26 protein-coding genes and 1 pseudogene are annotated in these 25,717 nt (G+C 67.5%); 19 read left to right on the forward strand and 8 right to left on the reverse strand.

Features of this window, described 5'->3' with window-relative positions; genetic code table 11:
* Positions 1–59 precede the first annotated feature (59 nt).
* The 8 genes and pseudogenes from QM693_RS03505 to QM693_RS37560 form a co-directional block, all read left to right on the forward strand.
* Positions 60–1,061: a LysR family transcriptional regulator gene (locus QM693_RS03505; protein WP_283351409.1), complete on the forward strand. Its 1,002-nt coding sequence runs from the start codon at positions 60–62 to the stop codon at positions 1,059–1,061.
* Positions 1,062–1,251: 190 nt separating this feature from the next.
* Positions 1,252–2,571: an MFS transporter gene (locus QM693_RS03510; protein WP_283351410.1), complete on the forward strand. Its 1,320-nt coding sequence runs from the start codon at positions 1,252–1,254 to the stop codon at positions 2,569–2,571.
* The gene (locus QM693_RS03515; protein ID WP_283351411.1) at positions 2,568–3,758 is read left to right on the forward strand and encodes a CaiB/BaiF CoA transferase family protein; all 1,191 of its coding nucleotides are present in this window, start codon (positions 2,568–2,570) and stop codon (positions 3,756–3,758) included. The genes QM693_RS03510 and QM693_RS03515 overlap by 4 nt, the downstream gene beginning before the upstream one ends.
* A gap of 47 nt (positions 3,759–3,805) precedes the next feature.
* Positions 3,806–4,954, forward strand: coding sequence for an acyl-CoA dehydrogenase family protein (locus tag QM693_RS03520; protein WP_283351412.1), 1,149 nt, complete (start codon positions 3,806–3,808; stop codon positions 4,952–4,954).
* Positions 4,955–5,018: 64 nt separating this feature from the next.
* Positions 5,019–5,783: an SDR family NAD(P)-dependent oxidoreductase gene (locus QM693_RS03525; RefSeq protein WP_283351413.1), complete on the forward strand. Its 765-nt coding sequence runs from the start codon at positions 5,019–5,021 to the stop codon at positions 5,781–5,783.
* Complete coding sequence (locus QM693_RS03530; protein ID WP_283351414.1) at positions 5,780–6,559, forward strand: crotonase/enoyl-CoA hydratase family protein; 780 nt, start codon at positions 5,780–5,782, stop codon at positions 6,557–6,559. The genes QM693_RS03525 and QM693_RS03530 overlap by 4 nt, the downstream gene beginning before the upstream one ends.
* A 30-nt stretch (positions 6,560–6,589) precedes the next feature.
* Positions 6,590–7,753 carry a thiolase family protein gene (locus QM693_RS03535; protein WP_283351415.1) on the forward strand — a complete coding sequence of 388 codons (1,164 nt, stop codon included), beginning with the start codon at positions 6,590–6,592 and terminating at the stop codon, positions 7,751–7,753.
* Positions 7,754–8,141: 388 nt separating this feature from the next.
* Positions 8,142–8,234, forward strand: a pseudogene (locus tag QM693_RS37560) (maleylpyruvate isomerase N-terminal domain-containing protein); the annotation flags it as partial.
* A 95-nt stretch (positions 8,235–8,329) separates the two neighbouring features.
* Here the strand turns inward: QM693_RS37560 and QM693_RS03550 are convergent.
* Both QM693_RS03550 and QM693_RS03555 read right to left on the reverse strand, forming a co-directional pair.
* The gene (locus tag QM693_RS03550; RefSeq protein ID WP_005250938.1) at positions 8,330–8,941 is read right to left on the reverse strand and encodes a TetR/AcrR family transcriptional regulator; all 612 of its coding nucleotides are present in this window, start codon (positions 8,939–8,941) and stop codon (positions 8,330–8,332) included.
* Between the two features lie 132 nt (positions 8,942–9,073).
* Entirely contained in the window at positions 9,074–10,024 is a 951-nt protein-coding gene (locus tag QM693_RS03555; protein ID WP_283351417.1) for a hypothetical protein, read from the reverse strand.
* Positions 10,025–10,165: 141 nt separating this feature from the next.
* Between QM693_RS03555 and QM693_RS03560 the strand changes: the two genes are divergently transcribed.
* The 7 genes from QM693_RS03560 to QM693_RS03590 all read left to right on the forward strand — a co-directional run bounded on the left by QM693_RS03560 (position 10,166) and on the right by QM693_RS03590 (position 17,230).
* Positions 10,166–11,317 (forward strand): acyl-CoA dehydrogenase family protein, encoded by a 1,152-nt coding sequence (locus QM693_RS03560; RefSeq protein ID WP_283351418.1) that lies wholly within the window; start codon positions 10,166–10,168, stop codon positions 11,315–11,317.
* A gap of 123 nt (positions 11,318–11,440) precedes the next feature.
* Positions 11,441–12,235: an enoyl-CoA hydratase-related protein gene (locus tag QM693_RS03565; RefSeq protein WP_283351419.1), complete on the forward strand. Its 795-nt coding sequence runs from the start codon at positions 11,441–11,443 to the stop codon at positions 12,233–12,235.
* A gap of 29 nt (positions 12,236–12,264) precedes the next feature.
* Positions 12,265–12,999 (forward strand): SDR family NAD(P)-dependent oxidoreductase, encoded by a 735-nt coding sequence (locus tag QM693_RS03570; protein ID WP_283351420.1) that lies wholly within the window; start codon positions 12,265–12,267, stop codon positions 12,997–12,999.
* 26 nt (positions 13,000–13,025) lie between these two features.
* Positions 13,026–14,705, forward strand: a complete 1,680-nt coding sequence (locus QM693_RS03575; protein WP_283351421.1) for a class I adenylate-forming enzyme family protein — start codon at positions 13,026–13,028, stop codon at positions 14,703–14,705.
* Between the two features lie 11 nt (positions 14,706–14,716).
* Complete coding sequence (locus QM693_RS03580) at positions 14,717–15,859, forward strand: acyl-CoA dehydrogenase family protein (RefSeq protein WP_283351422.1); 1,143 nt, start codon at positions 14,717–14,719, stop codon at positions 15,857–15,859.
* Between the two features lie 89 nt (positions 15,860–15,948).
* Positions 15,949–16,611: a TetR/AcrR family transcriptional regulator gene (locus QM693_RS03585; protein WP_283351423.1), complete on the forward strand. Its 663-nt coding sequence runs from the start codon at positions 15,949–15,951 to the stop codon at positions 16,609–16,611.
* 19 nt (positions 16,612–16,630) lie between these two features.
* Complete coding sequence (locus QM693_RS03590) at positions 16,631–17,230, forward strand: condensation domain-containing protein (RefSeq protein ID WP_283332011.1); 600 nt, start codon at positions 16,631–16,633, stop codon at positions 17,228–17,230.
* On the opposite strand, the gene QM693_RS03595 is transcribed toward QM693_RS03590, so the two are convergent.
* On the reverse strand, positions 17,227–17,460 hold the full coding sequence (locus QM693_RS03595) for a hypothetical protein (RefSeq protein WP_280781313.1): 234 nt from the start codon (positions 17,458–17,460) through the stop codon (positions 17,227–17,229). The two genes, QM693_RS03590 and QM693_RS03595, sit on opposite strands and share 4 nt — an antisense overlap.
* A 257-nt stretch (positions 17,461–17,717) precedes the next feature.
* Between QM693_RS03595 and QM693_RS03600 the strand changes: the two genes are divergently transcribed.
* Together QM693_RS03600 and QM693_RS03605 are read left to right on the forward strand one after the other, a co-directional pair.
* Positions 17,718–19,259, forward strand: a complete 1,542-nt coding sequence (locus tag QM693_RS03600) for a GAF domain-containing sensor histidine kinase (protein ID WP_283351484.1) — start codon at positions 17,718–17,720, stop codon at positions 19,257–19,259.
* A gap of 54 nt (positions 19,260–19,313) precedes the next feature.
* The gene (locus QM693_RS03605; protein ID WP_283351424.1) at positions 19,314–19,748 is read left to right on the forward strand and encodes a response regulator; all 435 of its coding nucleotides are present in this window, start codon (positions 19,314–19,316) and stop codon (positions 19,746–19,748) included.
* Here the strand turns inward: QM693_RS03605 and QM693_RS37565 are convergent.
* Positions 19,726–21,345: a protein kinase domain-containing protein gene (locus QM693_RS37565; RefSeq protein WP_349307479.1), complete on the reverse strand. Its 1,620-nt coding sequence runs from the start codon at positions 21,343–21,345 to the stop codon at positions 19,726–19,728. The two genes, QM693_RS03605 and QM693_RS37565, sit on opposite strands and share 23 nt — an antisense overlap.
* Positions 21,346–21,660: 315 nt before the next feature.
* Between QM693_RS37565 and QM693_RS03620 the strand changes: the two genes are divergently transcribed.
* Positions 21,661–21,951 carry a hypothetical protein gene (locus tag QM693_RS03620; protein WP_283351425.1) on the forward strand — a complete coding sequence of 97 codons (291 nt, stop codon included), beginning with the start codon at positions 21,661–21,663 and terminating at the stop codon, positions 21,949–21,951.
* Between the two features lie 82 nt (positions 21,952–22,033).
* On the opposite strand, the gene QM693_RS03625 is transcribed toward QM693_RS03620, so the two are convergent.
* A complete protein-coding gene (locus QM693_RS03625) occupies positions 22,034–22,600 on the reverse strand; it encodes a peptide deformylase (RefSeq protein ID WP_283332008.1) in 567 nt (188 codons plus the stop codon).
* Between the two features lie 46 nt (positions 22,601–22,646).
* Here QM693_RS03625 and QM693_RS03630 point away from each other — a divergent pair, with 46 nt between their 5' ends.
* Positions 22,647–23,189: a PadR family transcriptional regulator gene (locus tag QM693_RS03630; RefSeq protein ID WP_283351426.1), complete on the forward strand. Its 543-nt coding sequence runs from the start codon at positions 22,647–22,649 to the stop codon at positions 23,187–23,189.
* Between the two features lie 21 nt (positions 23,190–23,210).
* On the opposite strand, the gene QM693_RS03635 is transcribed toward QM693_RS03630, so the two are convergent.
* The 3 genes from QM693_RS03635 to QM693_RS03645 all read right to left on the reverse strand — a co-directional run bounded on the left by QM693_RS03635 (position 23,211) and on the right by QM693_RS03645 (position 25,684).
* A complete protein-coding gene (locus QM693_RS03635) occupies positions 23,211–23,516 on the reverse strand; it encodes a WhiB family transcriptional regulator (RefSeq protein WP_280781318.1) in 306 nt (101 codons plus the stop codon).
* Positions 23,517–23,758: 242 nt separating this feature from the next.
* Positions 23,759–24,742, reverse strand: coding sequence for an ABC transporter substrate-binding protein (locus QM693_RS03640; RefSeq protein WP_283351427.1), 984 nt, complete (start codon positions 24,740–24,742; stop codon positions 23,759–23,761).
* A gap of 84 nt (positions 24,743–24,826) precedes the next feature.
* Positions 24,827–25,684 carry an SGNH/GDSL hydrolase family protein gene (locus QM693_RS03645; protein WP_283351486.1) on the reverse strand — a complete coding sequence of 286 codons (858 nt, stop codon included), beginning with the start codon at positions 25,682–25,684 and terminating at the stop codon, positions 24,827–24,829.
* Positions 25,685–25,717 lie beyond the last annotated feature (33 nt).

Here is a 25,717-nt window from a genome sequence, read left to right on the forward strand (position 1 = left end):
ACTCTCGGGAGATCCCTATCGGCCCTCCGCCGCGGCGCCGGTACCTCTAGATTCAGAGCATGGACATGCGGCAGATGGAGTACTTCCTCGCTGTTGTCGACTGTGGCGGGGTCACCCGCGCCGCAGCGCAGTTACGCGTGGCGCAGCCGTCGCTGTCGCAGGCGGTGCGCAAGCTCGAGAGGGACCTGGGCGTCGAGTTGTTCCATCGCGTCGGCCGTGGCCTGGTGCTCTCGCCTGCCGGTGAGGCGCTCGTCGGCCCGGCACGCAGCATCCTGCGGGAGGTGGAATCGGCCGAGAACGCCGTGCGCGATGTCGGGGCGATGCGCGGCGGCCGGATCGACATCGCCTCGCTCTCGGACCTGTCCTCGGACCCGCTGTCGGTGTGGGTCGCCAAATTCCGCCGGCAGTACCCCGACGTGCGGTTCCACATCGAGGAACGGGACGAGACCGCCGATATCGTGTCACTGGTCTGGTCGGGGGCGTGTGAGCTGGGCATTCTCGCACTGCCCCTCCCGACCGAGGACCTCATCGGGGAGGAGCTCATCGATCAGCAGCTCGTCCTGGTGTGCCCGCCTGGTACCGACGCGCGGTGGCCCGACCCGGTGCCGATCGAGGCGTTGACCCGTGTTCCATTCGTCATGGGTGAAAAAGGCACGGCGACGCGGGATTTCATCGACCGCTCGCTACGGTTGCACGGCGTCGAACCCGACGTCGCGGTGGAGGTGCGTCAGCGTGGTGCCGTGCTGCCGATCGTTCTCGCAGGCGGCGGGGTGTCGATCGTGGCCCTGCGCAGCGGACTCGACGCGATGCTGCGCGGCGGGGTGGTGCGTGAACTCTCGCCGCGGCTCACCCGCCGCATGGGCGTGGTCCGCCGTCCCGGCCGGATGACCCAGGCGTCCACGGAGTTCCTGGCCTGCGCCCGTGCGTCTTTCGAGGAGTTCGCGGCGTCCATCGCCGCGCTCATGTCCTCCGGCGTTTCCCTCGTGGAGGCCGCGAAGCTGACGCGGGCCGAGTTCGACCGCCGGATTCGCGACGACAACGCGCGCGCCACGAACTCATAGGCAATTGCAGTATTTCTCCTACTTTTCTGGTCTTTGACCCGATCGATACTCGGGACTTCAATGGTGTGTACCTGATCACACCGTTGCGACGGGATCCGGATCGATCACCTAGAAGGTCGCATTCGAGATCCGTCCGGACTGGTTCACGCCATGCAGACACGTCGCGACGGTTCGTTTCCGAAGAGGCCCTATGACTCAGATATCGACGCCGACCACCGCAGCGTTCCGGCACACCAGATCGGCGCTGACCCGGCGCGCCTGGATGATTACCGGACTGCTCGTCGTGTTCATGCTCATCAATTTCGCGGACAAGTCCGTCATCGCGTTCGCCGGCGTCCAGATCCAGAAGGATCTGGGCCTGACGCCGCAACAGTTCGGCATGATCCAGAGTAGCTTCTTCTGGCTGTTCGCCGCCGGCGCCCTGTTCTTCGGCTGGCTTTCGTCCAAGGTGCGTATCCGATGGCTGCTGGCCGGACTGATGCTGCTCTGGGTAGCCACCATGGTGCCCCTGACCGGCACCGTGACCTTCGGCGTCCTGGTTGCCTGCCGGCTCGTCCTCGGGTTCGCCGAGGGCCCGGCCTTCGCCCTCGCCAACCACGCCGTCCACTCCTGGTTCCCGCCGGAGAAGCGTGCCCTGCCGAGCAGCTTCGTCACCGCCGGATCCTCGCTCGGCGTCCTTATCGCTGCTCCCGTACTGACCTGGATCATCGTCCGCTGGGACTGGCACGCCGCGTTCTACCTTCTGATCACGGTCGGTCTGGTCTGGGTGGTCGCCTGGATCCTCCTCGGACGCGGCGCACCCGGCGAGGCCGCCGAGTCGGCCCAGGCAACCGCAACCGTCGTCGACACCGTCGACGCCCCGTACCGGACGATCCTGCGCACCGGGACCGTGATCGGGATCGCGCTGTTGATGTTCTGCTCGTACTGGTCCACCACGCTCAAGGTGTCCTGGCTCCCCGTCTACCTGGAAGACGGTCTCGGCTACGACACCCTGACCACCGGTCGGTTGGTCATGCTTCCCTACGGACTCGCGGCGGTCGGTGCGATCGCTGCCGGATGGTTCTCGAATCGCCTCGTCTCCCGCGGCGTCTCCCGGAAGGTTGCGCGTGGCTACCTGTCGGCCGGCCTGATCGCCGGCGCCGGCATCACCATGGTCGGGTTCACCATCGTGTCTGCCGGACCGGTGCAGATCCTGCTCGTGTCCCTGGCCTTCTCACTCAACACCGCGGCGTACGGCGTGGCGTTGACGGCAATCGCCGACGTGGTGCAGTCCCGTAAACGCGGCATGGTCCTCGGTGGCCTCGGCGCTGTGTCGAGTATCTCCGGCATGGTCGCACCACTCGTACTCGGTTTCTCGGTCGGCCGGGCGGCCGACAAGGTCTCCGGCTATGGCACCGGCTTCCTGATCAGCGGGATCCTGATGATCGTCGGTAGTGCGATCGCGGTGTTCCTGGTCAACCCTGAACGGGACATCACCCTCATCCGCCGGCGTGCCGAGGAGACCGCATGATCGACAAGCCCCTCGACGGCGTCCGCGTCATCGACTTCGGTCAATTCATCGCTGCCCCCGCCGCCACCCAGGTCCTGGTGGACCTCGGCGCCGACGTGATCAAGGTCGAACCGGTGCACGGCGAGTCCGCACGTGGAATCGGCGCGCACGGTAAAGCCATGGTGGAGAACTACAACCGCGGCAAGCGGGCAATCGCGCTCGACCTCAAGGACCCGCGCGGTCAGGAGATCGCCCGCAGTCTGATCGCCGGCGCCGACATCGTGGTGCAGAATCTGCGCCCCGGGGTGATGGACAAGCTCGGTCTAGGCGCGGAGGAGATGCGCGCCGCGCATCCGCACCTCGTGTACGCGACGGTGAGCGGGTTCGGCTTGCACGGACCGTCCAGGAATCGAGCCGGCCTCGACATCGCCGCGCAGGCGGAGAGCGGCCTGATGTGGGTGACCGGCGAGCACGACGGCGAGCCACAGAAGGTCGGTGCCCAGATCGTCGACGCCGCCACCGGCTACGTCTGTGCCCAGGCAATCCTCGGCGCGTACATCAGGCGCCTCCGCACCGGCGAGGGCGACACCGTCGAGGTGTCGCTGCTCGAGGTCGCCATTCATCTGCAGGCCCCGAACTGGGGCGCCTACCTCGCCACCGGCAACGAACCACGGCGAATGGGCAACGGTCAGCCGACGGTCGCCCCGGCCGCCGACATCATGCCCACCCGCGACGGCAGCGTCGTGGTCTCCGCCTACTCCGAGGTCCACTTCCGGCGACTGTGCCGACTGCTGGGCCGGGCGGAACTCGCCGACGACGCCCGGTTCGCCGACAACGAGAGCCGGGTCCGCAACCGCCCCGCCCTGCTCACCGAGTTGCGCGCCGCGTTCGCGACCATGACGAGCGACGAGGCGATGGACGTGCTCGCCGCCAATGGTGTCGTCGCCGGGCGGATCAACACCTATCCCGAGGCGATGCGCAGTCCCGACGTCCAGGCCTCCGGGCTCTTCATCGAGGTCAGCCGCCCCGACGGCGTGCCTGCGACCGCTCTCGGCACGCCGTGGCACCTCGAGAGTGTCCCGAAGCTCCCGACGGCAGGTGCGCCCGACCTGGGGCAGCACACCGCCGAACTGATCGCCGAACTCGGTTACCCGACCGACGCGCTCGATGCGCTGGCCGCCGACGGCGTCGTCGCGCTCGGCCGCTGAAATCCGTCGACGGCACTCACCGTCGACCCATTTTCGAAGGAATCACCATGCAACGCACCATCTTCACCGACGACCACCATTCCTTCCGTGACGTGGTCCGCCAGTTCATCGCCAAGGAGATCGTCCCGAACCTGCCCGACTGGGAGGCGGCCGGCTGCATCCCCCGCGACTTCTACACCAAGACCGCGGCACTCGGGATCAACGGACTGCAGGTGCCCGAGCAGTACGGCGGCGGCGGCATCGACAGCTTCCTGTTCAACACCGTCGTGTACGAGGAAATCGGTTACGCGGCCGCCTCTCTCGGGGGCTTCCAGGTGCATTTGAACACCGTGCTCCCGTACTTTCTCGAATACGCCAATGAGGAACAACGCGACCGTTGGTTCCCCGGCTTCGCCGACGGTGCGCTCGTCAGCGCGATCGCGATGACCGAACCCGGCATCGGCTCCGACCTCGCCGGTGTCACCACCACCGCCGTCCGCGACGGCGACGACTACGTCCTCAACGGGAACAAGACGTTCATCACCGGCGGCATCAACGCCGACCTCGTGATCGTGGTCGCGAGGACCTCGAAGGATCCCGAGAATCGCCGCAACGGTCTGTCGTTGCTGGTGGTCGAATCCGGCATGCCCGGGTTCACTCGCGGTCGCAACCTGCACAAGATCGGGATGAAGTCGAGCGATACCGCCGAACTCACCTTCGACAACGTCCGGGTGCCCGCGGCCAACCTGCTCGGCGAGGAGGGCGCCGCCTTCAAGATGCTGGCGCACAACCTGCCGCAGGAGCGGCTGTCGATCGCGATCACCGCGCAGGCCACGGCCACCGCCGCGGTCGACCTGGCGATCGAGTACGCCAAGGAGCGGATGGTGTTCGGTAAGCCGCTCGCCGGCTTCCAGAACACGAAGTTCGTACTCGCCGAGTGCGCGACCGAGTTGCAGGCCGGGCAGGCCCTGATCGACCAGGCGCTGATCGCCCTCGACGCGGGCACTCTCACTCCCGCCGACGCGGCCAAGGTGAAGCTGTTCTGTACCGAGGTGCAGGCCCGGGTCATCGACAAGTGCCTGCAGGTGCACGGTGGCTACGGCTACATGACCGAGTACCCGATCGCGCGACTGTACGCCGATGCCCGCGTCACCCGGATCTTCGGCGGCACCAGCGAAGTCATGAAGAGCGTCATCTCGAAGTCGATGGGGCTCTAGGCATCTCGCACTCCACACCATTCCGGGCGCCACACTGGGGCCCGGCCACATCGAAGGTTCATTCATGCAGATCAAGGACATCAACGCCGTCGTCACGGGCGGAGCATCCGGACTCGGACTCGCCACCGCCACCCGGCTGGTCGAGTCCGGCGCCACAGTCACCCTGCTCGATCTCCCCGGTTCGGCGGGGGCAGAGCAGGCGGCGGCGCTCGGGCCCGTCGCGCGGTTCGTGCCGACCGACGTGACCGACGGCGACGCGGTGGCCGCGGCCTTTGCCGCCGCTGCCGAGCGCGGACCGGTGCGGGCCGTCGTGCACTGCGCGGGCCGCGGACGACCGATGCGCGTGCTCACCAAGGACGGCAAGGCCGCCGACCTCGAGCCGTTCGAGTCGGTGATCCGGCTCAACGTGATCGGGACGTTCAACGTGCTGCGGTTCGCGGCCGAGGCGATGGCGGCGAACGAGTTGCTCGACGGCGACCGTGGCGTGTGTGTCCTGACCGCGTCCGTCGCCGCCTACGAGGGCCAGATCGGGCAGATCAACTATGCGACGTCCAAGGCGGGAATCGTGGGGATGACACTTCCCGCCGCCCGCGACCTCGCCGGCGTCGGAGTCCGGGTGTGCACCATCGCGCCCGGCGTGTTCGCGACGCCACTCCTTCTCAGCGCACGCGACGACATCCGGGACGCGCTGGCGGCGTCGGTTCCGCATCCGCAGCGGCTCGGCGAGCCGTCCGAGTTCGCCGCGCTGGCCGAGCACATCATCGAGAACGGCATGCTCAACGGTGAGACGATCCGCCTCGACGGTGCGATCCGGATGGCGCCGCGGTGACCGCGGAGGCGTTCACACCGGTCGTGCTGACGGAACGGGCCGGGCCGGTGCTGGTGATCACGCTGAACCGACCGCAGGTCCGCAACGCGGTGGACCGTGAGGTCGCGGAGGCCGTCGCCGAGGCGGTTCAACTGCTGGACTCCGATCCACAGCTGAGAGTGGGTGTGCTCACCGGAGCCGGCGGATACTTCTGCGCAGGAATGGATCTCATGGCCTTCCTGCGAGGTGAGAGCCCCCGCATCGAGGGTCGCGGATTCGCCGGGCTGGTAGAGGCGCCGCCCGGCAAGCCCCTGATCGCCGCCGTCGACGGTCCCGCGCTCGCGGGGGGTTTCGAGATCGTCCTGGCGGCGGATCTCGTCGTCGCCGCGCCGACCGCAACGTTCGGCCTGCCCGAGGTTCGCCGCGGCCTGGTCGCCGCCGCGGGCGGGTTGACCCGGCTGCCCGCACGGCTGCCGCGAGCGGTGGCGCTGGAGATGGTGCTCACCGGCAAGACCGTGACCGCCGCGCAGCTGCACCCGCTGGGGCTGGTCAACCGGCTCGCTCCCGAGGGCGAGGTGTTGGCGGCGGCGCTCGAACTCGCCGACGAGATCGCCGGCAACGGGCCGCTCGCAGTCCGGGCCAGCAAACGGGTTGTCGACGAGTCTCCCGGCTGGCCGCACGCGGAGATGTTCGAGCGGACCCGGCAGATCGTGATGCCGGTCTTCGACTCCGACGACGCCCGCGAGGGCGCCGCCGCCTTCACCGAACGCCGCACCCCGGTTTGGACCGCGACGTGATCACCGAGAACGAGAGAACAGGAACACACCATGCGTGATGCAGTCATCGTCGAGGCCGTACGGAGCCCCATCGGCCGCCGCAAGGGCGGCCTCGCGGAGGTCCACCCCGTCGACCTGTCCGCGACCGTCCTGACCGCGCTGCTCGACCGGGCCGGGGTCGAGGCCGGGACGGTCGACGACGTCGTGTGGGGATGCGTCGGACAGGTCGGTGAGCAGGCCGGCAACATTGCACGCAACGCGGTGCTGGCCGCCGGATGGCCCGAGTCGGTTCCCGGCACCACGATCGAGCGGCAGTGTGGATCGAGCCAGCAGGCACTGCATTTCGCTGCCGCGGGAGTGATGTCCGGCCAATACGACATCGTCGTCGCGGGTGGCGTCGAGTCGATGACCCGCATCCCGATGGGATCGGCGCGGCGCGTCGGCCTCGGTGACCCGAACAGCGATGCGATTCGGCGACGCTACGAGGGCATCGAGTTCAACCAGGGCCGCGGCGCCGAGATCCTCGCCGACCGGTACGAACTGAGCCGCGGCTGGCTCGACGAGTACAGCCTGCGCTCACACCAGCGGGCCGCCGCGGCGGTCGACGAAGGCCGATTCGCCGGCGAGATCGTGCCGGTGACGCTGCCGGACGGAACGAAACTCGACGCCGACGAGGGGATCCGCCGAACCACGACCCTCGAGAAATTGGCCCAGTTGGAGCCGGCCTTCGGCGAGGAGGGCCGCATCACCGCGGGCAACGCCTCGCAGATCTCCGACGGCGCCGCAGCACTACTGGTGATGTCCGGCGACCGGGCCCGCGACCTGGGACTGACCCCGCTGGCGCGGGTACACACCGCAACCGTGGTCGGCGACGACCCGGTCGCGATGCTGGCCGGTCCCATCCCCGCCACTGCACGGGTGTTAGAGCGCGCCGGCCTGACCCTCGACGACATCGGAGCCTTCGAGGTCAACGAGGCGTTCGCCAGTGTCGTCGGCGCCTGGCTGCGGGCGACCGGCGCCCCCGACGACCGGGTCAACACGCTCGGCGGTGCGATCGCGCTCGGGCATCCGCTCGGCGGATCCGGGGCCCGCCTCGCCACCACCCTCGTGCACCACCTGCGCGCCGACGGCGTCCGCTACGGACTGCAGACGATGTGCGAAGGCGGTGGCATGGCCAATGCCACCATCTTCGAGAACCTCGCCGTCACGGTCTGATTGTGGCGGCCGGCGTGGAACGACTGGATGCAGCCATTCTCGAGTTCGCGTGCCGGTGGCTGCCCTACGGCGGTCCACCTCCCGACGAGATCTGGATCGGGTTCGGTATGACGATTCCTCGATTCGACCGGAGACTGCAGAAGATTCTGGACAGCGCCGCTGCACGAGAAGTGCCTGCCGATGTTCGAGCGCTGCTGCGCGCCCAACTGTCCGAACGGGCGGTACGGCGGGCGAGCCGATCGAGGTCTGGTGTCTCGCTGCAGGGCAACCCGGATTGTCGGGACAGGCCGACGGTGAGTGTGGCGACGAGGCGCCAGTTTCGCTGACAGGGCTCGATCAAGCCACGAAGAACTCGACGACGTGGGGCGTGTTGGACGCCGCGCACGCGATGCTGCGGACGGTGGTACGCGGAGTGGACGCCGACGGCTGGACCCGGCTGACGCCGTGCGACCAGTGGACGGTCACCCAGGTGTTGCAGCATGCGGCGGGCGATCAGCTCGCCTTCACCTCCGCGATCACGGGAGGCCCCGGTCCTGCGGTACCTGGGTCGCACGCCCGACTGGGAGGCCCGACGGATCAGGTGCGACGCAGCCCGTCGAACGTCAGCTCGACGACGGCGTCCGCCAGGTCGGCGACCGTCCCGCCGGTGCGCGGGCGGTACCACTCGATCAGTGAGTTGACCGTGCCGAACACGAGCCGGCTGGTGAGCGCGGGATCGATGCCCGGCCGCAGGTCTCCCTCTTCCGCCGCCGCGACGACGAGGTCGCTGACGAACGCGTCGAACTCGCGGCGGCGGGCGAGCGCGCGACGCTCCACCGCGGTGTTGCCGCGAACGCGCAGCAGGAGCGTCACGTAGGGAAGCTCGGCGGCGAGGACCTCGACGCTGCGGCGGACGAGGTATTCGAGACGGTCGATGTACCGGCCGCTCGTCGCCTTCTCCTCGGTGGTGACCGCGAAGAGGGCGTTGAGCGCCCGCGACAGTGCCAGTTCGAGCAGCTCCGACTTCCCGGACACGTGGTGATAGATCGACGACTTCGTGATTCCCAGGCGCTGGGCCAGCACCTCCATGCTGGTGCCGTCGTAACCCTTGTCGTTGAAGACCTTCACAGCGACAGCGAGCAGCGAGTCGAGGTCGTAGCCGGGACGTCCGGGCGATCCGGTCTTCCGTGCGGGGCGTGCCGTAGTCATGCGCGCAATCCTTCCAGGTGCAGAACTCCGCCGCATCGGTGCGCCGTCATCCACGGTAGCCAACCGAAGGTTCGGTTGAGGTGAGAATACCGCGAGGACCGCGTCGGCGGTGAAGCACCTGCGGCGTCCGAATCAGGCACCCGTGGCCTGGGTCCGACCCTCCTTGCGTGCCTTCGCCAGACCGCGCCGGGCCAGAAAGCCGTTGACGAGGAGCAGGAGGGTTTTGTTGGGCGGCGCCGCGAACCCGGCCTGGGTATGGGGTGCATACAGCGCCTCGGTGCCCGTGACCTCGATCCAGCCGGTGTTCTGACGCGACTCGAGGCCGACGAGCTCGGCGCGATAGGCGTGGGCGAGCAGCCCTGCGCGGCGGCCGCCCTGCGGCACTCCGGCGGGCACCGTCAGACGCACGCCCTCGCTGCTGGCAGAGCTCACGTCGACCGGTACGACGGACGGGTAGCCGTCCACCTGACGGTAGGCGAGCAGCCGGTGCGACAGCTTCGCCGCGCGCTCCCCGGTCTTGGTCGCATCCACGCGGGGGCCGGTGCCCTTCTTCGGCGGGGTCTGGGGTTCCGCGTCGACGGCGGGTAGCGGTGCGCCGAACACCTCGGGCGGGTCGGTCAGGTGCAGGTCGGGCCAGGCGACTACTCGTCTTACCGTCACGGTCACCGGTACCCGGTCGGCGTAGTACGCGCTGAGCCACCGGTCCCAGAACACGCCGCGGCGTGGCTCGCCCGTGTAGGGGGTCGAGCGCCGGCCGATGTCTTCGAGCAGTTCCGGGTCGGGGGTGGGGTCGAACGTCGCGTCTCCCTGCACGAGCACGTAGCGCTGATTGGTGGAGTCGCCGACCCCGTGCTCGCGGGCGTGGTAGGCGAGCGCGACCCGGGGCTCGCCGGTGATGCGTTCGAGCTTGCGGCCGAACCCCAGTGAGGTGGTGAAACCGACCGTTCCCCGCTCGCGGTCGCGCAGCCCGAGGGGCGCCACCGCTGTCACCACGGCCCCGCCTGCGGGCGTGCTGTACGCGAACCCGCAGGTCAGATCGCCGCCGATGACGTCATCGACCTCGTCCGACCAGGTGACCGGCATGAGTCGAGCCTACTCAGCCGATGCGGCACCGGGCCAGTGCTCGGGGGTTGACGACACCCCGGAGTGAATATAGCTTCACTTGAAGTGATTAGTCACTCACAAATAGTGATCGTGTATTCAACACGGCATCGAGGAGCATCCATGGACCTGAAACTGACCGCGGAGCAGAAGGAGTTCCGGCAGCTGGCCCGCGACTTCTTGAACAAGGAGGTCGTCCCACACCGCGCTGCGTGGGACCGCGCCGAATCGGTCGACACCGCGATCGTCGAGAAGCTCGCCGATATCGGCTTCTTCGGCATGACCATTCCGGAGGAGTACGGCGGCCTCGGCGGCGACTACATCACGTACTGCCTCGGCATGGAGGAACTCGGCCGGGCGGACTCCGCGGTCCGGGGCATCGTGTCGGTGTCGATGGGGCTCGTGGGCAAAGTGATCCTGTCGCACGGCACCGAGGATCAGAAGCACGAATGGCTTCCCCGCATCGCGTCCGGTGAGGCGCTCGCCTGTTTCGGGCTCACCGAGCCGGACAACGGTTCCGACCCCGGCAACCTGAAGACCAGGGCGGTACGCAGCGGCGACGACTTCGTCATCAACGGTTCCAAGATCTTCATCACCAACGGCACGTGGGCGAAGCTGTGCCTGGTGTTCGCGCGAACCGGAGGTTCGGGGCCCAAAGGGGTTTCGGCCTTTCTGGTTCCGACGGACACCCCGGGATTCGACTCGCGCGAGATCCACGGAAAGCTGGGGCTGCGTGGGCAGGCGACGGCCGAGTTGTCGTTGACGGACGTGCGCGTGCCTGCCAGTTGCCTGCTCGGATCCGAGGGGCAGGGTTTCTCCATTGCCATGCACTCGCTGGACAAGGGTCGCGTCTCGGTGGGTGCGGGTTGCGTCGGAATCATCCAGGGCTGTCTCGAGGCCGCCGTCGACTATTCCCGCGAGCGCACGCAGTTCGACCGTCCGCTCGCCTCGTTCCAACTCGTGCAGGATCTGATCGCCGACATGTCCGTCGACGCCGACGCGGGGCGGCTGCTCACCTGGCGGGCGGCCGACCTGATCGAGCGCGGTGAACCGTTCGGGACGGCAGCGTCCAAGGCGAAATACTTCTGCAGCGAGGCCGCGGTTCGTGCCGCCAACAACGCAATTCAGATCTTCGGGGGGTACGGGTATGTCGACGAATATCCCGTCGCCAAGTACATGCGTGACGCGCGGGTGATGACGCTCTACGAGGGCACCAGTCAGATCCAGAAACTGCTGATCGGCCGTGCGGAGACCGGGGTCAGCGCCTTCCTCTAGCGCCACCGAGCGTCGAGTGACCCTTGACACCCACTTCGGCGTGAATGTACGTTCATTTACATCGAATTGATATTCATACTTCATGAACATGCCCTCATTGCACAGTCCAGGAGAGGAATCACCGTGACCGACTACGAAGACATCACCTACGAGGTCGACGGCCCGGCTGCCGTCGTGACGATCAACCGACCCGCGCGCTACAACGCCTTCCGCGGCAAGACCGTCGAGGAGCTGATCAAGGCCTTCCGCTCGGCGTGGGCCGACAACGCGGTGCAGGCGATCATCCTCACCGGTGCGGGGGAGAAGGCGTTCTGCACCGGCGGCGACGTCAAGCAGCGCGCGGAGACCGGCGACTACGGCCCGACCGAGAGCGGAATGTTCGAGATCGGCAACCTGCACAAGCTGATCCGCGACGTCCCCAAGCCCGTCATCGCGGCGGTGAACGGAATCGCGGTCGGCGGGGGGCATGTGCTCCATGTGCTCTGCGACCTCACCATCGCGTCCGAGACCGCGAAGTTCGGCCAGGCGGGTCCCCGCGTAGGTTCGTTCGATGCAGGCTTCGGGTCCGCGTTCCTGGCGCGAGTCGTAGGCGAGAAGCGCGCCCGAGAGATCTGGTACCTCTGCCGCCAGTACGACGCCGTCACCGCGGAACGGTGGGGCCTGGTCAACTGGGTGGTCCCCGCCGACCGACTGCTCGACGAGGCCAAGGCCGTCGCCGCGGAGATCGCCGAGAAGAGCCCCACCACCCTGCGTTTCCTGAAGCAGTCGTTCAACGCCGACACCGATCACCAGGCCGGACTGAGCAACCTCGCAATGTCTGCGCTGGACCTGTTCACGCACTCACCCGAGGGCCGCGAGGGTGCGGCGGCGTTCGCGGAGAAGCGCAAGCCCGATTTCACCAAGTACGTGAACGCCTGAGTCCGACAGCACGGGAAGTGGGAAAAACCATGAGCAACACCATCGCAGTGGTCACCGGCGCAGGCTCCGGCATCGGCCGGGCCATCGCCCTCGCGCTCGCCGAGCAGGGCGACACCGTGGTCGTCGCCGACCTCGACCTGCAGGCCGCGGAGAAGACGGCAGCCGAACGGCCCGACCGGCTCTTTCCAATGACCGTCGACGTCGCCGACCGGGCGCAGGTCGACGGCCTGCGCGACCGGGTGACGGCCGAGGTCGGCGTCGCGAACGTCCTCGTCAACGCGGCGGGATGGGACCGCACCGACCAGTTCCTCAACGCCACGACCGAATTCGCGGAGAAGGTCGTCGCCATCAACTACCTCGGGCCCGTGCACATGTGCAGTGCGTTCCTCCCCGGCATGGTGGAGGCGGGGAACGGCGGGCGCGTCGTCAACCTCGCGAGCGATGCCGGCCGTGTCGGCAGTGCGGGGGAGAGCATCTACGCCGGTGCGAAGGGCGGTGTGATCGCGCTGTCGAAGTCGCTCGCCCGGGAGATGGCCCGATACCGCATCAACGTCAACTGCGTGTGCCCCGGCCCGACCGACACCCCGCTGTTCCAGGCTCAGGCCGAGAAGCTCAAAGAGGCTCTGGTGAAGGCCATTCCGTTCCGGCGGCTCGCCCGCCCGGAGGAAGTGGCGGCGCCGGTCCTGTTCTTCGCGTCCGAATCCGCATCGTTCATCACGGGCCAGGTGATCAGCGTCAGCGGTGGCCTCACCATGGCCGGCTGACCGGGTACCGGGACGGAGGACTCATCATGACGTACACATACGATGCCCACGCCTATCGTCAGTACTTCGAGCACGATTTCACCTATCTGAACGGCTTCCGGCGCAACACCCACCGGTATGCCGATCGACTCGCGATGCAGTCCCCGTCGACCGGCGAGAGCTGGACGTACGCCGAACTCGGCGATCGCGTCGACCGGCTCGCCACCGGGCTCGCCCGCGCCGGCGTCGCACCGGGCGACGTCGTGGCCTACCAGTTGTTCAACGGTCCCGAATTCGCCCAGCTGTACCTGGCCGGGCAGGCCTGCGATGCGGTCGGAGCGCCGATGAACTTCCGTCTCGCATCCGGGGAGACGGCGTGCATCCTCGACGCGAACCGCCCCACGGTGTTCGTCTACGACACCGAGATCGGCGAGATGGTGCGGGACGCCTTGTCGCGCGCCACACACAAACCCGCTCTCGTCGTCGCCGTCGGACCCGGAGAACCGCTGCCGAGAAACGGGTTCGAGGTGATCCGGTTCGACGAACTCGTGGCAGAGTCGGCGTCGCCGCCGAACGTGAGTCGCACGGTGTGGGACGAAACCACCCGGCTGTTCACGTCCGGAACCACCGGCATGCCCAAGGGTGTTCCGCTGAACAGCATGATCGAGATCTTCAGTGCCCACGACGTGATCATGCACTTCCCGCTGACCGCGGAAGACAAGACCCTGAACATGACTCCGTGGTTCCACCGCGGCGGACTGTACTGCGCCGGGCCGAATCCTACGTTCTATCTCGGCGCCTCGCTGGTGGCGCAGCGCAGCTTCGACGCCGACGTGACCCTCGACTATGTCGAGGAATACGGGCTGACGTTCCTGATCGGTGCCCCGACCAACCTGGCGATGCTCGCTCGCGCACAGGAGAAGAAGCCCCGGGACCTGTCGACCCTCGACGGCATCGTGACGATGGGCGCGCCCCTCGAACGGGAAGCGGCACTGCACTATCAGAAGGTGCTGAATCCCCGCATCTTCAACGGGTACGGCAGCACCGAGGGATTCTGGAACACCTTTCTCCGGCCCACCGATCTGCCGGAGATGGCCGGGACCGCCGGGCGGGCCTGCATCGACGACGACGTCGCCGTGGTCAGGCTGTTCGACGACCGCCTCGCCGACGCTCACGAGACGGTAGCCAAGGACGGCACCGAGATCGGTGAGGTCATCGTCCGCTCACCGAAGGGCGCCAACGCCTACTTCGACGCCCCGGAACAGGAGAGGCAGAAATTCCGGAACGGCTGGCTCCACATCGGCGATCTGGCCACGTGGGACGACAAGGAGTTCGTGACGATCGTCGGCCGCAAGGACGACATGCTCCTGTCCGGCGGCGAGAACGTGCACCCCGTGCAGATCGAGGAAGCACTGGGCGAACATCCGTCGGTCACGGATTCGCTGGTGGTCGGGGTTCCCGACGACAAGTGGGGGCAGGTCGTCGTCGCGTACGTCGTCACCACCGCACCGGTCCCGTCCGCGGACGATCTGGACGACTTCTGCCGCAGGCACCCGATGCTGTCGCAGTTCAAGCGCCCCCGCGCCTACCGCTTCGTGGAGTCACTGCCCATGTCGGCGACGGGAAAGAAGTTGCATTACAAGGCCACCGATACCGCGCGCCGGGAATTCGAGAGCGGGGCATTCGTGGTCCCGAGTGCCCGCGCACCCCACACCCTCAGTTCGTAAAGGACACCGTCATGACCATCGAATTCGAGTCCGAGCACCACCAGTTCCGGGACAGTGTCCGCAGCTTCGTGCGCGAGCGGATCGTCCCGCGGCACGAGCAGTGGGAAAGTGAAAGCTGCCTCGACCCGGCACTGTTCACCGACGCGGGTAAGCAGGGGCTGCTCGGTTTCCCGGTTCCCGAAGCCTACGGTGGCCCCGGCGTCGAGGACTTCCGTTACAACGCGATCGTCGTCGACGAGGTCAGTCGCGCGGGCGCCGCCGCCGCGGGCATCGCGTTCTCCCTGCAGAACGACGTCGTGCTGCCATACCTGACGGACATGACGACCGAGGAGCAGAAAGCACGCTGGCTTCCCGGAACCGTCACCGGTGAAACGATTCTCGGCATCGCGATGACCGAGCCGGGCACCGGCAGCGACCTCACCGGGATCCGCACCACGGCAGTGCGCGACGGCGACCATTACGTGGTGAACGGCAGCAAGACGTTCATCTCCAACGGTCAGAACGGCACGCTCTTCGTCGTCGCCGTGCGCACGTCTGCGGACAAACACATGGGGCTCTCGCTGCTCGTCGTCGAATCGGACACACCGGGGTTCTCCCGCGGCCGCAACCTCGAGAAGATCGGGCTGCACGCCCAGGACACGAGCGAGCTGACGTTCACCGACATGCGCGTGCCGGTCGCCAACCTCCTCGGCGAGGAGGGGCAGGGTTTCTATCAGCTCGTCCACAATCTGCCGCAGGAGCGCCTGTCATTGTCCGTCGGCGCGGTCTCGGCCGCCGAGGGTGTGCTCGAGCAGACCCTGGAATACGTGAAGGAACGCAGCGCCTTCGGAAAGCCGATCGCCAGTTTCCAGAACACCCAGTTCGTTCTCGCGGAACTGGCCACGGAACTCGATCTGGCCCGCACGTATCTCGACGACTGCATCCGGCAGCACGTACGCGGAGAGCTGACCCCGGCCCGTGCGGCGCGGCTCAAGTGGTGGACCACCGAACTGCAGGTTCGCGTCGCCGACCGCTGCCTGCAGCTGCACGGCGGCTACGGGTACATGCGCGAGTACGCGGTGGCGCGCGCGTTCGTGGACGCCCGGATCCAGACGATCTACGGCGGTACCACCGAGATCATGAAGACCATCGTGGCGAAGGATCTCGGTATCTGACCCGGGCCGGACTGCGGTTCCGGCCCCGCGCGGGATACTGTGAATACTCGTTCACCGCAGGTTCTGCCAGCAAGGAGAGGTCATCTGTCATGGCGAAGGACACGTCCGCCGTTTCACTCGACGAAGCCGTCCGCGCCGTCCGCGTCAGCTCGAGGCGACGCCAGGTGCTCGACGCCGCGGTCACGGTGATGCAGCGGACCGGCTTCCACCAGATGTCCATGCAGGCACTGGCCGACGAGGCCCAGGTGAGTGTCGGACTGATCTACAAGTACTTCGGTGGCAAGGAGGACATCCTCCTCGCCACGATCGTCGACATCCTCGACGCCTTCCGCGATCAGCTCGAGCCCGCGATGGACGCAGCGGGCACCGACCCCGTCGAGCGGCTGGTGGCCGGGTTCCGGCGCTATGTGGAGATCGTCGACGAGAATCTGGATGCCGTCGTGCTGACGTACCGGGAGAGTCGGACACTCGACCAGGATGGGCGTGAGCGGATCAAGGAACTCGAGGTGGCGACGTCCAAGCCGCTCCACGACGCCCTCGACGCCGCGATTGCCGCGGGTATCGCGAGCGATCTCGACGTCGACCTGACGACGTTCGACATGATGATGCTCGCGCACGGGTGGGCGCTCAAGCACTGGCACTTCGCTGCCCGCTACACGGTGGACCAATACGTTACGGCGCAAACACGATTCATTCTCCGCACCGTGCTGTCGGACCGGAGCGCCGCCGCGTACCGACACCTGACGGAGTGACCGCGCATACGCTGGCCGGATGACCAGATGGCGGTTCGACGGGGAGATCACGGGCCTGGGCACCGGTTCGGGCGTGCGCATCGTCGTCGGACACTGGTCGCGATCGCCGCTCGGTGAGTTCACGGATGTCATGGTCGAACTCGCCGACGGTCACCGCGTGCTCCTCGCCCCGTCGGACGCGGTCCGCGACTTCGTCACCGCGACGTACGTCTTCGACGAAACCGTGATCACGCCTGTGCGGCGCTCGCGGTCCGGCGGCACTCGGACAGTCGAGGCCGGGGACCTGCGCGTGAGCGTCGAGGTCGGCGCCCGCACCGCGCTCGGGCGCCTGCTGAACCTGATCCCGCGGGCCGTCGCGAGTGCACCGTGGTTCTGTGTGGTCAGCGACCCGATCGCCCGCGCCGCTCTCCGTGGTGTGCGCACCCGTGGCACCGCAGGCAACGGGCGTCGCGAGTACTACGGCGCCGTCGATCAGCGGCGGCTGGTGGGAATGTCCGCATCCTGGCGCGGCCGGGACCTCGGCCCGCTGCGGCCCGTGGATCCGCCCGTCCGCTTCGGGTTCGGCTCGACGCCGCGGACCCCGGCTGTCACCTCGATCGTCACCACCATCGTCGACTAGTCGAAGAGGGTGGGGGCCTCTCCCGGCTGTTCCCGGTCGGCCGGTTCGACCTCGCCGGCCGGGCTCGTCGCCTTGTGCACCACGGACAGGGTGGTCGTCCGAACCGAGAGCCGATGTCCGTCGGGATGCTGCAGCGACGCCATGCCCTTGCTGAGCTCGACCACCAGCCAGGGACCGGCGTGACCGGACGCCTGCACCAGATCGCCCACCTGTATCTGTACGGCTACCACCGCTTCCTCCCAAGGTTTACTGCATCGGCCTAGGCCCAGCGTAGCGACATCGGCGGGTGTCAGCCGAGTGACGGGAACTCGATCGGGTGAGACCGGACAGGCAGCTCGATATGATGCTCATCGAGGTCTGTCCGCGAACCCCACGACTGATCCGAGCATGCACGATGACGCGAAAGTGGTCACGGCGGTCAATCGGAGCGCTGTCCCGGCGCGGCGCGGCGTCCCCCCGGGCAGCTTTCGATTCGGACGCGCGCCAACTGCCTGCGCGTCTGATATCGCTCCTGGTGCGACCGACCACCCCTCCGTTGTGGTTGGGGATCGTGGTCGCCGCCACCGTGATCACCGTGGAGACCGTTGTGGTGCATCAGCTGAACAAGGTGGCACCGCAGAACGCCTTCGGTGCGGTGTTCCTGCTCGGGGTTCTGGTGGTCTCGGCTCGGTGGGGATTCGCGCTGTCGGTGCTGACGACAGTGGTGAGCGCCGTCATCTACGTCTACTTTCACCTGCAGGTGGAGGGCACGCTGCTTCCGGCCAAACCCGGCGACTGGGTAGCCGTCGTGGTGTTCCTGCCCGTCGCGCTGGTGGCCAACCTCATGGCGGGCCAGGCCAGATTGCGCACCGCGGAAGCGGTTCTGCGCCGCCGGGAGGCGGAGGCGAGCCGGGACGAACTCGCGATCCTCGCCGAACACCAAGCCGCACTGCGCCGGGTGGCGACATTGGCGGCCCGTGGGGAGAGCCCCTCCGAGGTGTTCACGGCGGTGGCCGAAGAACTCGCGCTCTGGCTGCATGTGGTCGACGCCGTGCTGATTCGCTACGAGGGAGACGGAACCGGGACATTGGTCGCTGTTCGATACGAGCCGAGGGAAACTCGGATGCCCGTCACCGGAGACACGATCTCGACGGAGGGCGACGACGTCGGGGCGATCGTATTGCGCACCGGCCACGGCGCCAGGATCGACAACCACGCACACGTCGGTGGGGCAGTTGCCACCCGCATTCGTGCGGAAGGCTTCGGATCGATCGTGGGAGTCCCGATCGTCGTGGACAAACGGGTGTGGGGCGCCGCGATCGTCGGATCGCGGCGCACCGAGCCGCTGCCCGCGGACACCGAGACCCGACTCGGTGACTTCGCCGATCTCGTCGCGACCGCGATCGCCAATGCTGCGACCCGTGCCGAACTGATCGCCTCGCGGGCCAGGATCGTCGCAGCCGCCGACGACGCGCGGCGTCGCCTGGAACGTGACCTGCACGACGGGGCCCAGCAGCGGCTGGTGTCGCTGGGACTCGAGGTGCGGCTGGCGGAGGCGTCGGTGCCGGCCGAGTGGGTGGACGTGCGGGAGCAGCTGTCGGCCATCGCGTCGGGGCTCACAGGCGTGTCGGAGGATCTGCGGGAACTCTCGCACGGAATCCATCCGGCGATCCTGTCGAAGGGCGGGCTGGGATCGGCGGTGCGGACGCTGGCTCGTCGTTCCGCAGTCCCCGTCGCTCTCGATGTCGCGATCGAGGGCCGGTTCACCGAATCGGTCGAGGTGGCCGCCTATTATGTGGTCGCCGAGGCGCTCACCAATGCCGCCAAGCACGCCCACGCCTCCGAGGTCGAAGTGTCCCTGCGGGCGGAGGACGGCACTCTGCACGTGGTGATCGGGGACGACGGCGTCGGCGGTGCCTCGTCCGGTGCGGGCTCCGGGCTCATCGGACTACAGGACCGTGTCGAGGCACTCGGCGGCCACATGCAGATCACGAGCCCGCCCGGTCACGGGACCACGCTGGACATCACCATCCCGGTCGCCGGCGAGTGACCGGGAGGATTTACCTGCTAGCGGGAATGCGTACCGGCAGGTACCCGGTCGACCATGGACCACATGGTGTTGCAACTCGGTCGTCTACGGTGCGTGATCGTCGACGACAGCCCACGTTTTCTGGACATTGCCCGGCGACTGCTCGAGCAGCAGGGGATCACGGTGGTCGGTACGGCGTCGAACACTGCCGAGGCGGTCCGATCGGCCACGGAGTTGCAGCCCGACGTCATCCTCGTCGACGTCGAACTCGGACCGGAGAGCGGATTCGACCTCGCGGAGCGGCTCCACGACGAGGCGCACCCGGCCGCGGTGATCCTGATTTCCACTCACGCCGAGCAGGACCTGGCGGAGTTGATCTCCGGGAGCCCCGCGGTGGGCTTCGTGTCGAAGTCCGATCTGTCGTTCGATGCCATCCGGGATGTGCTCCGCGCCGGTGACGGAACCGAAGGGGAGCGGGTGGCCCCGGTCAGCGGGCCTCGAGGAAGGTGACGACCGCGAGTACTCGTCGGTGATCGTCGCCGGTCTCCGGGAGGTTCAGTTTGGTGAGGATGCTGCGTACGTGTTTCTCGACGGTGCCCTCGGTGACCCACAGCCGGCGGGCGATGCCGGCATTGGAACGTCCTTCCGCCATGAGGGCCAGTACCTCCCGCTCCCGCGCGCTGAGTGCGGCGAGCGGGTCGTTGCGCCTGCGGGCGGAGACCAACTCCTGCACCAGCGCGGGGTCGACGACGGAGGCCCCCGCGGCGATGCGCTGGAGGGTGTCGATGAAATCGTCCACGTCGGTGATGCGGCTCTTGAGCAGGTAGCCGATTCCGCGGCCGCTGGCGAGTAGCTCCATCGCGTGTTCGACGTCGGCGTGCGCGGACAGGACCAGGATGCCGACTTCGGGGAATTCGTCGCGGATCGCCCGGGCTGCGTCGAGCCCTTCGGTGGTGTGGGTCGGGGGCATCCGGATATCGACCATCACCAGGTCGGGCGCTCGCTCCCGGACCAGGTCGAGGAGTGTGGTTGCGTCGCCCGCCTGTTCCAGGACGTCGAAGCCGGAGCGCGTGAGCAGGCTCGCCACACCCTCGCGGAGCAGGACGTCGTCTTCGGCCAGGATCACGCGCAGGCGGGTCGTCACCGGGCCGCTCGCCGAACTCGCCGGTGCCCGAGCCGACTGTGGATGTTCGCGGGCGTGGTCGTCGCCGGTGTCGGTGGGCACGGCCATGTCGTCGACGGTCAGGCCGTGGCGGCGTTGGATCCACCGCAGTTCCTGCCCGAACTCGGCGGCGGTCGCGGGACGATCCTCGGTGTTGCCCGCCATCGCATGGTTGACGGCGGAGCGCACGTCGGCGGGTATGTCGGTCTGCGTGGCACCGGGCAACGTTCCGTCGGTGGTCTGCGGCACCTGAGTGGCCGTCTGCTCGGCTCGGGGGGCGTGACCGTTGAGCGCGCACAGCAGCGTGGCCCCGAGGCTGTAGAGATCCGACGCCGGTGTGGGGGTCTGTCCCTGGAGTACCTCGGGTGCGGTGAACGCGGGGGAACCGGAGATGAGGCCGGTGGCGGTCTCGAAGCCACCCGAGATTCGCGCGATGCCGAAGTCGGTGAGTTGAGGCTCCCCGTATTCGGTGAGCAGGATGTTCGCGGGCTTGATGTCGCGGTGGAGGGTGCCTCGTCGGTGTGCCGTCTCGAGTGCCCCGGCGATCTTGACCCCGATGTGCAGCGACTCCTGCCAGCTCAGTGGGCCCGCCTCGCGGATCAGCGCGTTGAGGGAATCGCGCGGGTGGTACTGCATCACGATGTAGGGTGCGCCCGATTCCGTGGTGCCGCTCTGGAAGATGCTGACGATGTTGGGATGCCCGGACAGTTTGCCCATGGCGTGCTGTTCGCGGAGAAATCGGTCGAGATTGTCCGAGTCGAGTGCGGCGGCAGTGAGCACCTTGATGGCAACAGTGCGCTCGAGGGAGCGCTGCCAGCAGCGGTAGACCGCTCCGAAACCGCCACGTCCGACTTCGTGGGCATCGTCGAAGCCGGCCGCGGCCAGCTCTACCGCAATCGTCCCGAGCGGATCGGACCGCGTCGCCGGAGGATGGAATTCGGCCATCGTCGACCCCGAGTTTCGCCGTCCGTGAGAAAAGAAAAGCGCGCGATCACCGTCGAAGTGACCGACTTCGAGAATACGTCATCGGTGCCGGGCCCGACATGCCATGACGCGGCCTCGCACACATCGAGCGGTCATGGAATTGCAGCTACCTGGAAGACCGAGATTGGCGCTGGTGGCATCCGGAAGCTCCTGCTGGCAGTGGCGACGCCGGGCCCCGTTTCCACGACGATTTACATCAATGGTCGTTCGATCATCAACCCATCACCTGCACCGCACAAGTCGGTGCGGCACAGAAAGAAAATGAAGGTGAGAACAATGAGCAAGTTCGCACTCCGCGCGGCGGTCGCCGTAGCCGCAATCGCACCCCTGGTCGCCCTCGGTGCCGGAACTGCTTCCGCCGCAACAGTACCCGATGTGGCTACTCCTGCCGCCCGCGTCGTGCCGGATGCGGGTCCCGTGACGGACCTTCCGGATTCGGGTTTCCCGTGGGGCTGGCCGGGAACGACCGGGCCTATCGGACCCGGCCGCGAGGATGTGGGGCCCTTCCACGGCGGGTTCGGCGAACTCGGCGGCTTCGGTCACTTCGGCGGCCACGGTGGGTTCTAGCCGGCCTCGGCGCCCGGCCGGATCGTGCCCATCGCCGCCGCGGCGCTGAAGTCCATCGACCTCGTGACGGACGGCATGCCTGTCACCAACCGAAAGGATCACGGTCCGCCCCGGGTACCCACGTGTTGCCGGGGCCGGTCCACTGACGCCGTTTGATCATCTTGCGGGCGGCCCGGTGATTGCGTCCGACGAGCCGGTCGAGGTAGAGATGCCCGGCGAGATGGTCGGTTTCGTGCTGCAGGCAGCGGGCCAGGTAACCGGTGCCCTCGACGGAGATCGGGTTGTTGTCGATGTCCACGCCGACCACTCGCGCCCAGTCGGCCCGGCCCGTCGGGTAACGCTCGCCCGGAACGGAAAGGCATCCCTCGAGGTCGTCCGGGTCGGGCATGGTCTCGGGCAGAGGTGAAGTCTCGAGTATCGGATTGATGACGTGCCCTCGATGCCGTCGGGTGTCGTCGATCAGGTCGTACACGAAGATCGCTCTCGGGTCTCCGACTTGGTTGGCGGCCAGGCCGGCCCCGTGAGCTGCGGTGTTGGTCTCGTAGAGGTCGTCGACGAAGGCGGCGAGTGCGTTGTCGAACGCGGTGACCGGCACCGCTGGTGTGGTCAGTCTGGTGTCTCCGGCAATGAGGATCGGTCGAATAGCCATGCGAAAGAGAGTACTCAAATATGAGTACTCCGGTAGAACTGATGGCATGAATCCCACGCGGCTGTTCGTCCTCGGCGCTCTCGCCAAGCGGGGACCCATGCACGGTCACCAGCTGCGTCGCGACGCGCGTCTGGATCGAGCCGAATTGTGGTCACAGGTGAAGCCCGGGTCGCTCTACGGTGCGTTGCATCGGCTCGCGGACGAGGGTCTGATCCGGCCGTTGCGAACAGAGCAGGACGGTGCGCTGCCCGCCAGAACCGTGTACGAGATCACGGCGGAAGGCGCCAGGGAGCTTCGAGCGCTTCGTGACGAGGCGTTCACCGAGTTCGAACTCAAACCGGACCCCGTCGACCTCGCCCTGGCTGTGAGCGCGGATCTCGACCGAGAGGTACTTCGCGGCTACGTCGAGGACCGCATCGCGGTCCTCGCGGCACGCGAGCTGCAGTTCGATCACCAGCTCGATCGTCGATGGCCCGACCAGAGTGCGGCGGACGATCTCATCGTCGCCCACGCCAAGATGCGCATCCAGACCGAGATCGCCTGGCACAAGAAAGTGCTCGCCGACATCGACAAGCTGGAGGCACGGTGATCCGCGGAGGGGAGGAACCGGTCAACGGCGGCTGTCGGAGCGGAGTCGGCGGGCGTGCCGCCTGCGGTCGGCTTCGGTCATCCCGCCCCAGATCCCGTACGGTTCGTCGGCTGCCAGGGCGTGGTCGCGGCACTGGGCGAGCACAGGGCAGTCCTGGCAGATCTGCTGGGCGTTCGCTTCGCGACGGGCGCGGGCATGACCGCGCTCGCCGTCGGGAGAGAAGAACACCGACGATGCGACCCCGCGGCACGAGGCCAGCTCGCGCCAGTCCTCGGCATCGGGTGCAGCCACGGGGGCCGGTGTTCGTGACGTTTCTGCCAACAGCACTGCGGTCCTTCCGTTCCCGCCCGTGGAACAGAACCGCGTGGCGGGAAAAGGATATCGATGTTCTTCGTGTGAGCGTCGGTATCGGTTACGAGCTATCCCGTTAACAAACCGGACGGCCTGTTTAAGGGTATACCGGACGACCACACGACTGCGCCACTGGGTCGGATGTCCAGTGGTGCGGCGGTGCATCGACGTGCTTGCGGACGGATTGACGAGTGTGTCGGGAGTGGCTTCCGAGGTCGTTAGCGTTGCACGGCGGAGTCGAGGAGTGGAACCACCTGTCCCAGTGCCCAATCGAGGCTGGGCGGTGAGGGGAAGGCGATCGACTGCGCCAGCGTCGGTGCCAGCGGCACGTATGCGCCGCGCTCGACAGCGCCGAGCGACTGGAATGCCGGCTGCTGTTCCACACTCTCCAACGCGCCATTGGAACTCGTTGCCAGGATGAGATCGGCATCGGTGTCGGCGAGTAGTTCAGTGCTGATCTGGGCACGCCCGGGGATATTGCTTACAGGTTGTGCCGTGGCGAACGGGGTCAGCGTCAACCCCAGTTGGTCGAGGAACTTCGCTCCGGCGTCGTCGGTCGAGTTGACGACGTACGTCGAGTCGGGCTGCGGTCCCACGAAGAAGGTGTAGGTCTTGCCGTCGAGGGCGGGGTGGGCGGCGGCGTCGTCGTCGATAGCCGATTCGGTCTGCGCCACCACGTCGTCTCCCTGCGAGGAGATACCGAGCGCGGCGGCGATCGTCTGCGTCGCGTCCTGCCAGGTCTCGGCCGAGGGGGTGTCGGCATAGTGCACGACGGGAGCCAGTTCCGAGAGTTGGCTGTATTGATTGTCGAGCCCGAATGACTTGGTGGCGACGATGAGATCAGGAGCCTGTGCGGCGACTTCTTCGACCGAGACATTGGTGTTGACACCCTGGAGGATGGCCGGGTGGGCGTCCCCGAGACTATCCGCCGTCCACGGCTGCACGCCCGACTCGTTCGGCGCCTTCCCGATTGCGACCGGAGTCACGCCGAGCGACAGCAGAATGTCGGCGTCGGTCCAGCTCAACGCGACGACGCGGTCCGGGCGCTCGTCGATCGTCGCCGACCCCAGCGCGCCCGTCGTGGTCACGGGGAAGGCATCACTGCTCGCGGAGGTCGCGGGTGAGTCCGTCTCGGATGACGCGCACCCGGCGACCACCGTTCCGACCAAGAGAACCGCCGCCATGATCCCTGCAACCCGCATCCGTCACTCCTCACCTCGCCACGACGTTGTAAGGGCAGGCTAACCGCTCCGGGGAATGGCGCAAGCCGGATTCCGCGATGCAGGTCATGGACGGGCCGCGACGACGAGCGATGCCATCGCCCTCAGTCCTTCGTGCGTGGGGTGCAGGGGCATCGTGAACGATCGGGGGACGAGGCCTTCGAACCACCGTAGATCGGATCCAGCACACGCGTCGTGCCCCACCGCGGCGGCGGCCACGTCGACGAAGTACGCGCCGTTACTCCGTGCCGCGCCGGCGAGAACGCTGTTCATACTCACGAAGAACTGCACCACGAAGGCGGCGTCGGCGTCGCTCGTGGGGATGTAGGGCCAGCAACCGCGGTCGCCGAAGATGCCCCCGTGCCCCACCACGAGTACCGTTGCGGCGGGGGACTTCCCGGTGATCGCCGCGAGGGTGGCGGACACCTTCGGGCCGAGCACGGTGAGAGCGTCGTTCATGCGCCGGGCCGTGGTGGCGTCGGAGCGACAGTTCGCGTCGAGTCCCGGGGCGAGTGTGTAGCAGGGTTCCACCAAGGACGACCACGCGATGTCGTTTCCCCCGATGCTGACGGTGACGAGCGTCGTGTCCGGCTGGAGTGCGCCGATCTGCGGTGGCTGCGGTCCGGTGATGGTGAATTGTGGTGTATCCGTGATATTTTCGGTCTTCGCTCCGGCGCACGCCCGGCTGACGTAGGATGCCGCGCGCAGAGTGTCGGCGACGATCTGCGGGTACGCGTCGGATGTGCGGAAACAGCCGTCTCGAATCGACAGCGGGTCGTGAGGCGACCCGGTGGCCCGCGAATCACCCAACGCGACGTACCGGATGGCGGAGTCCGGCGCGGCGTCGGCAATGGCGACGTGCGACCACGGGAGTGCGAGCGCCACCACGCACCCGGCGAGGACCGCCGACAGCGCCGACTTCACGGGAACGATTCGAGGACGACCGGATGGTGTGGG

The sequence above is a fragment of the Rhodococcus sp. IEGM 1305 genome (assembly GCF_030058635.1).
GTDB lineage: Bacteria > Actinomycetota > Actinomycetes > Mycobacteriales > Mycobacteriaceae > Rhodococcus_F > Rhodococcus_F opacus_D.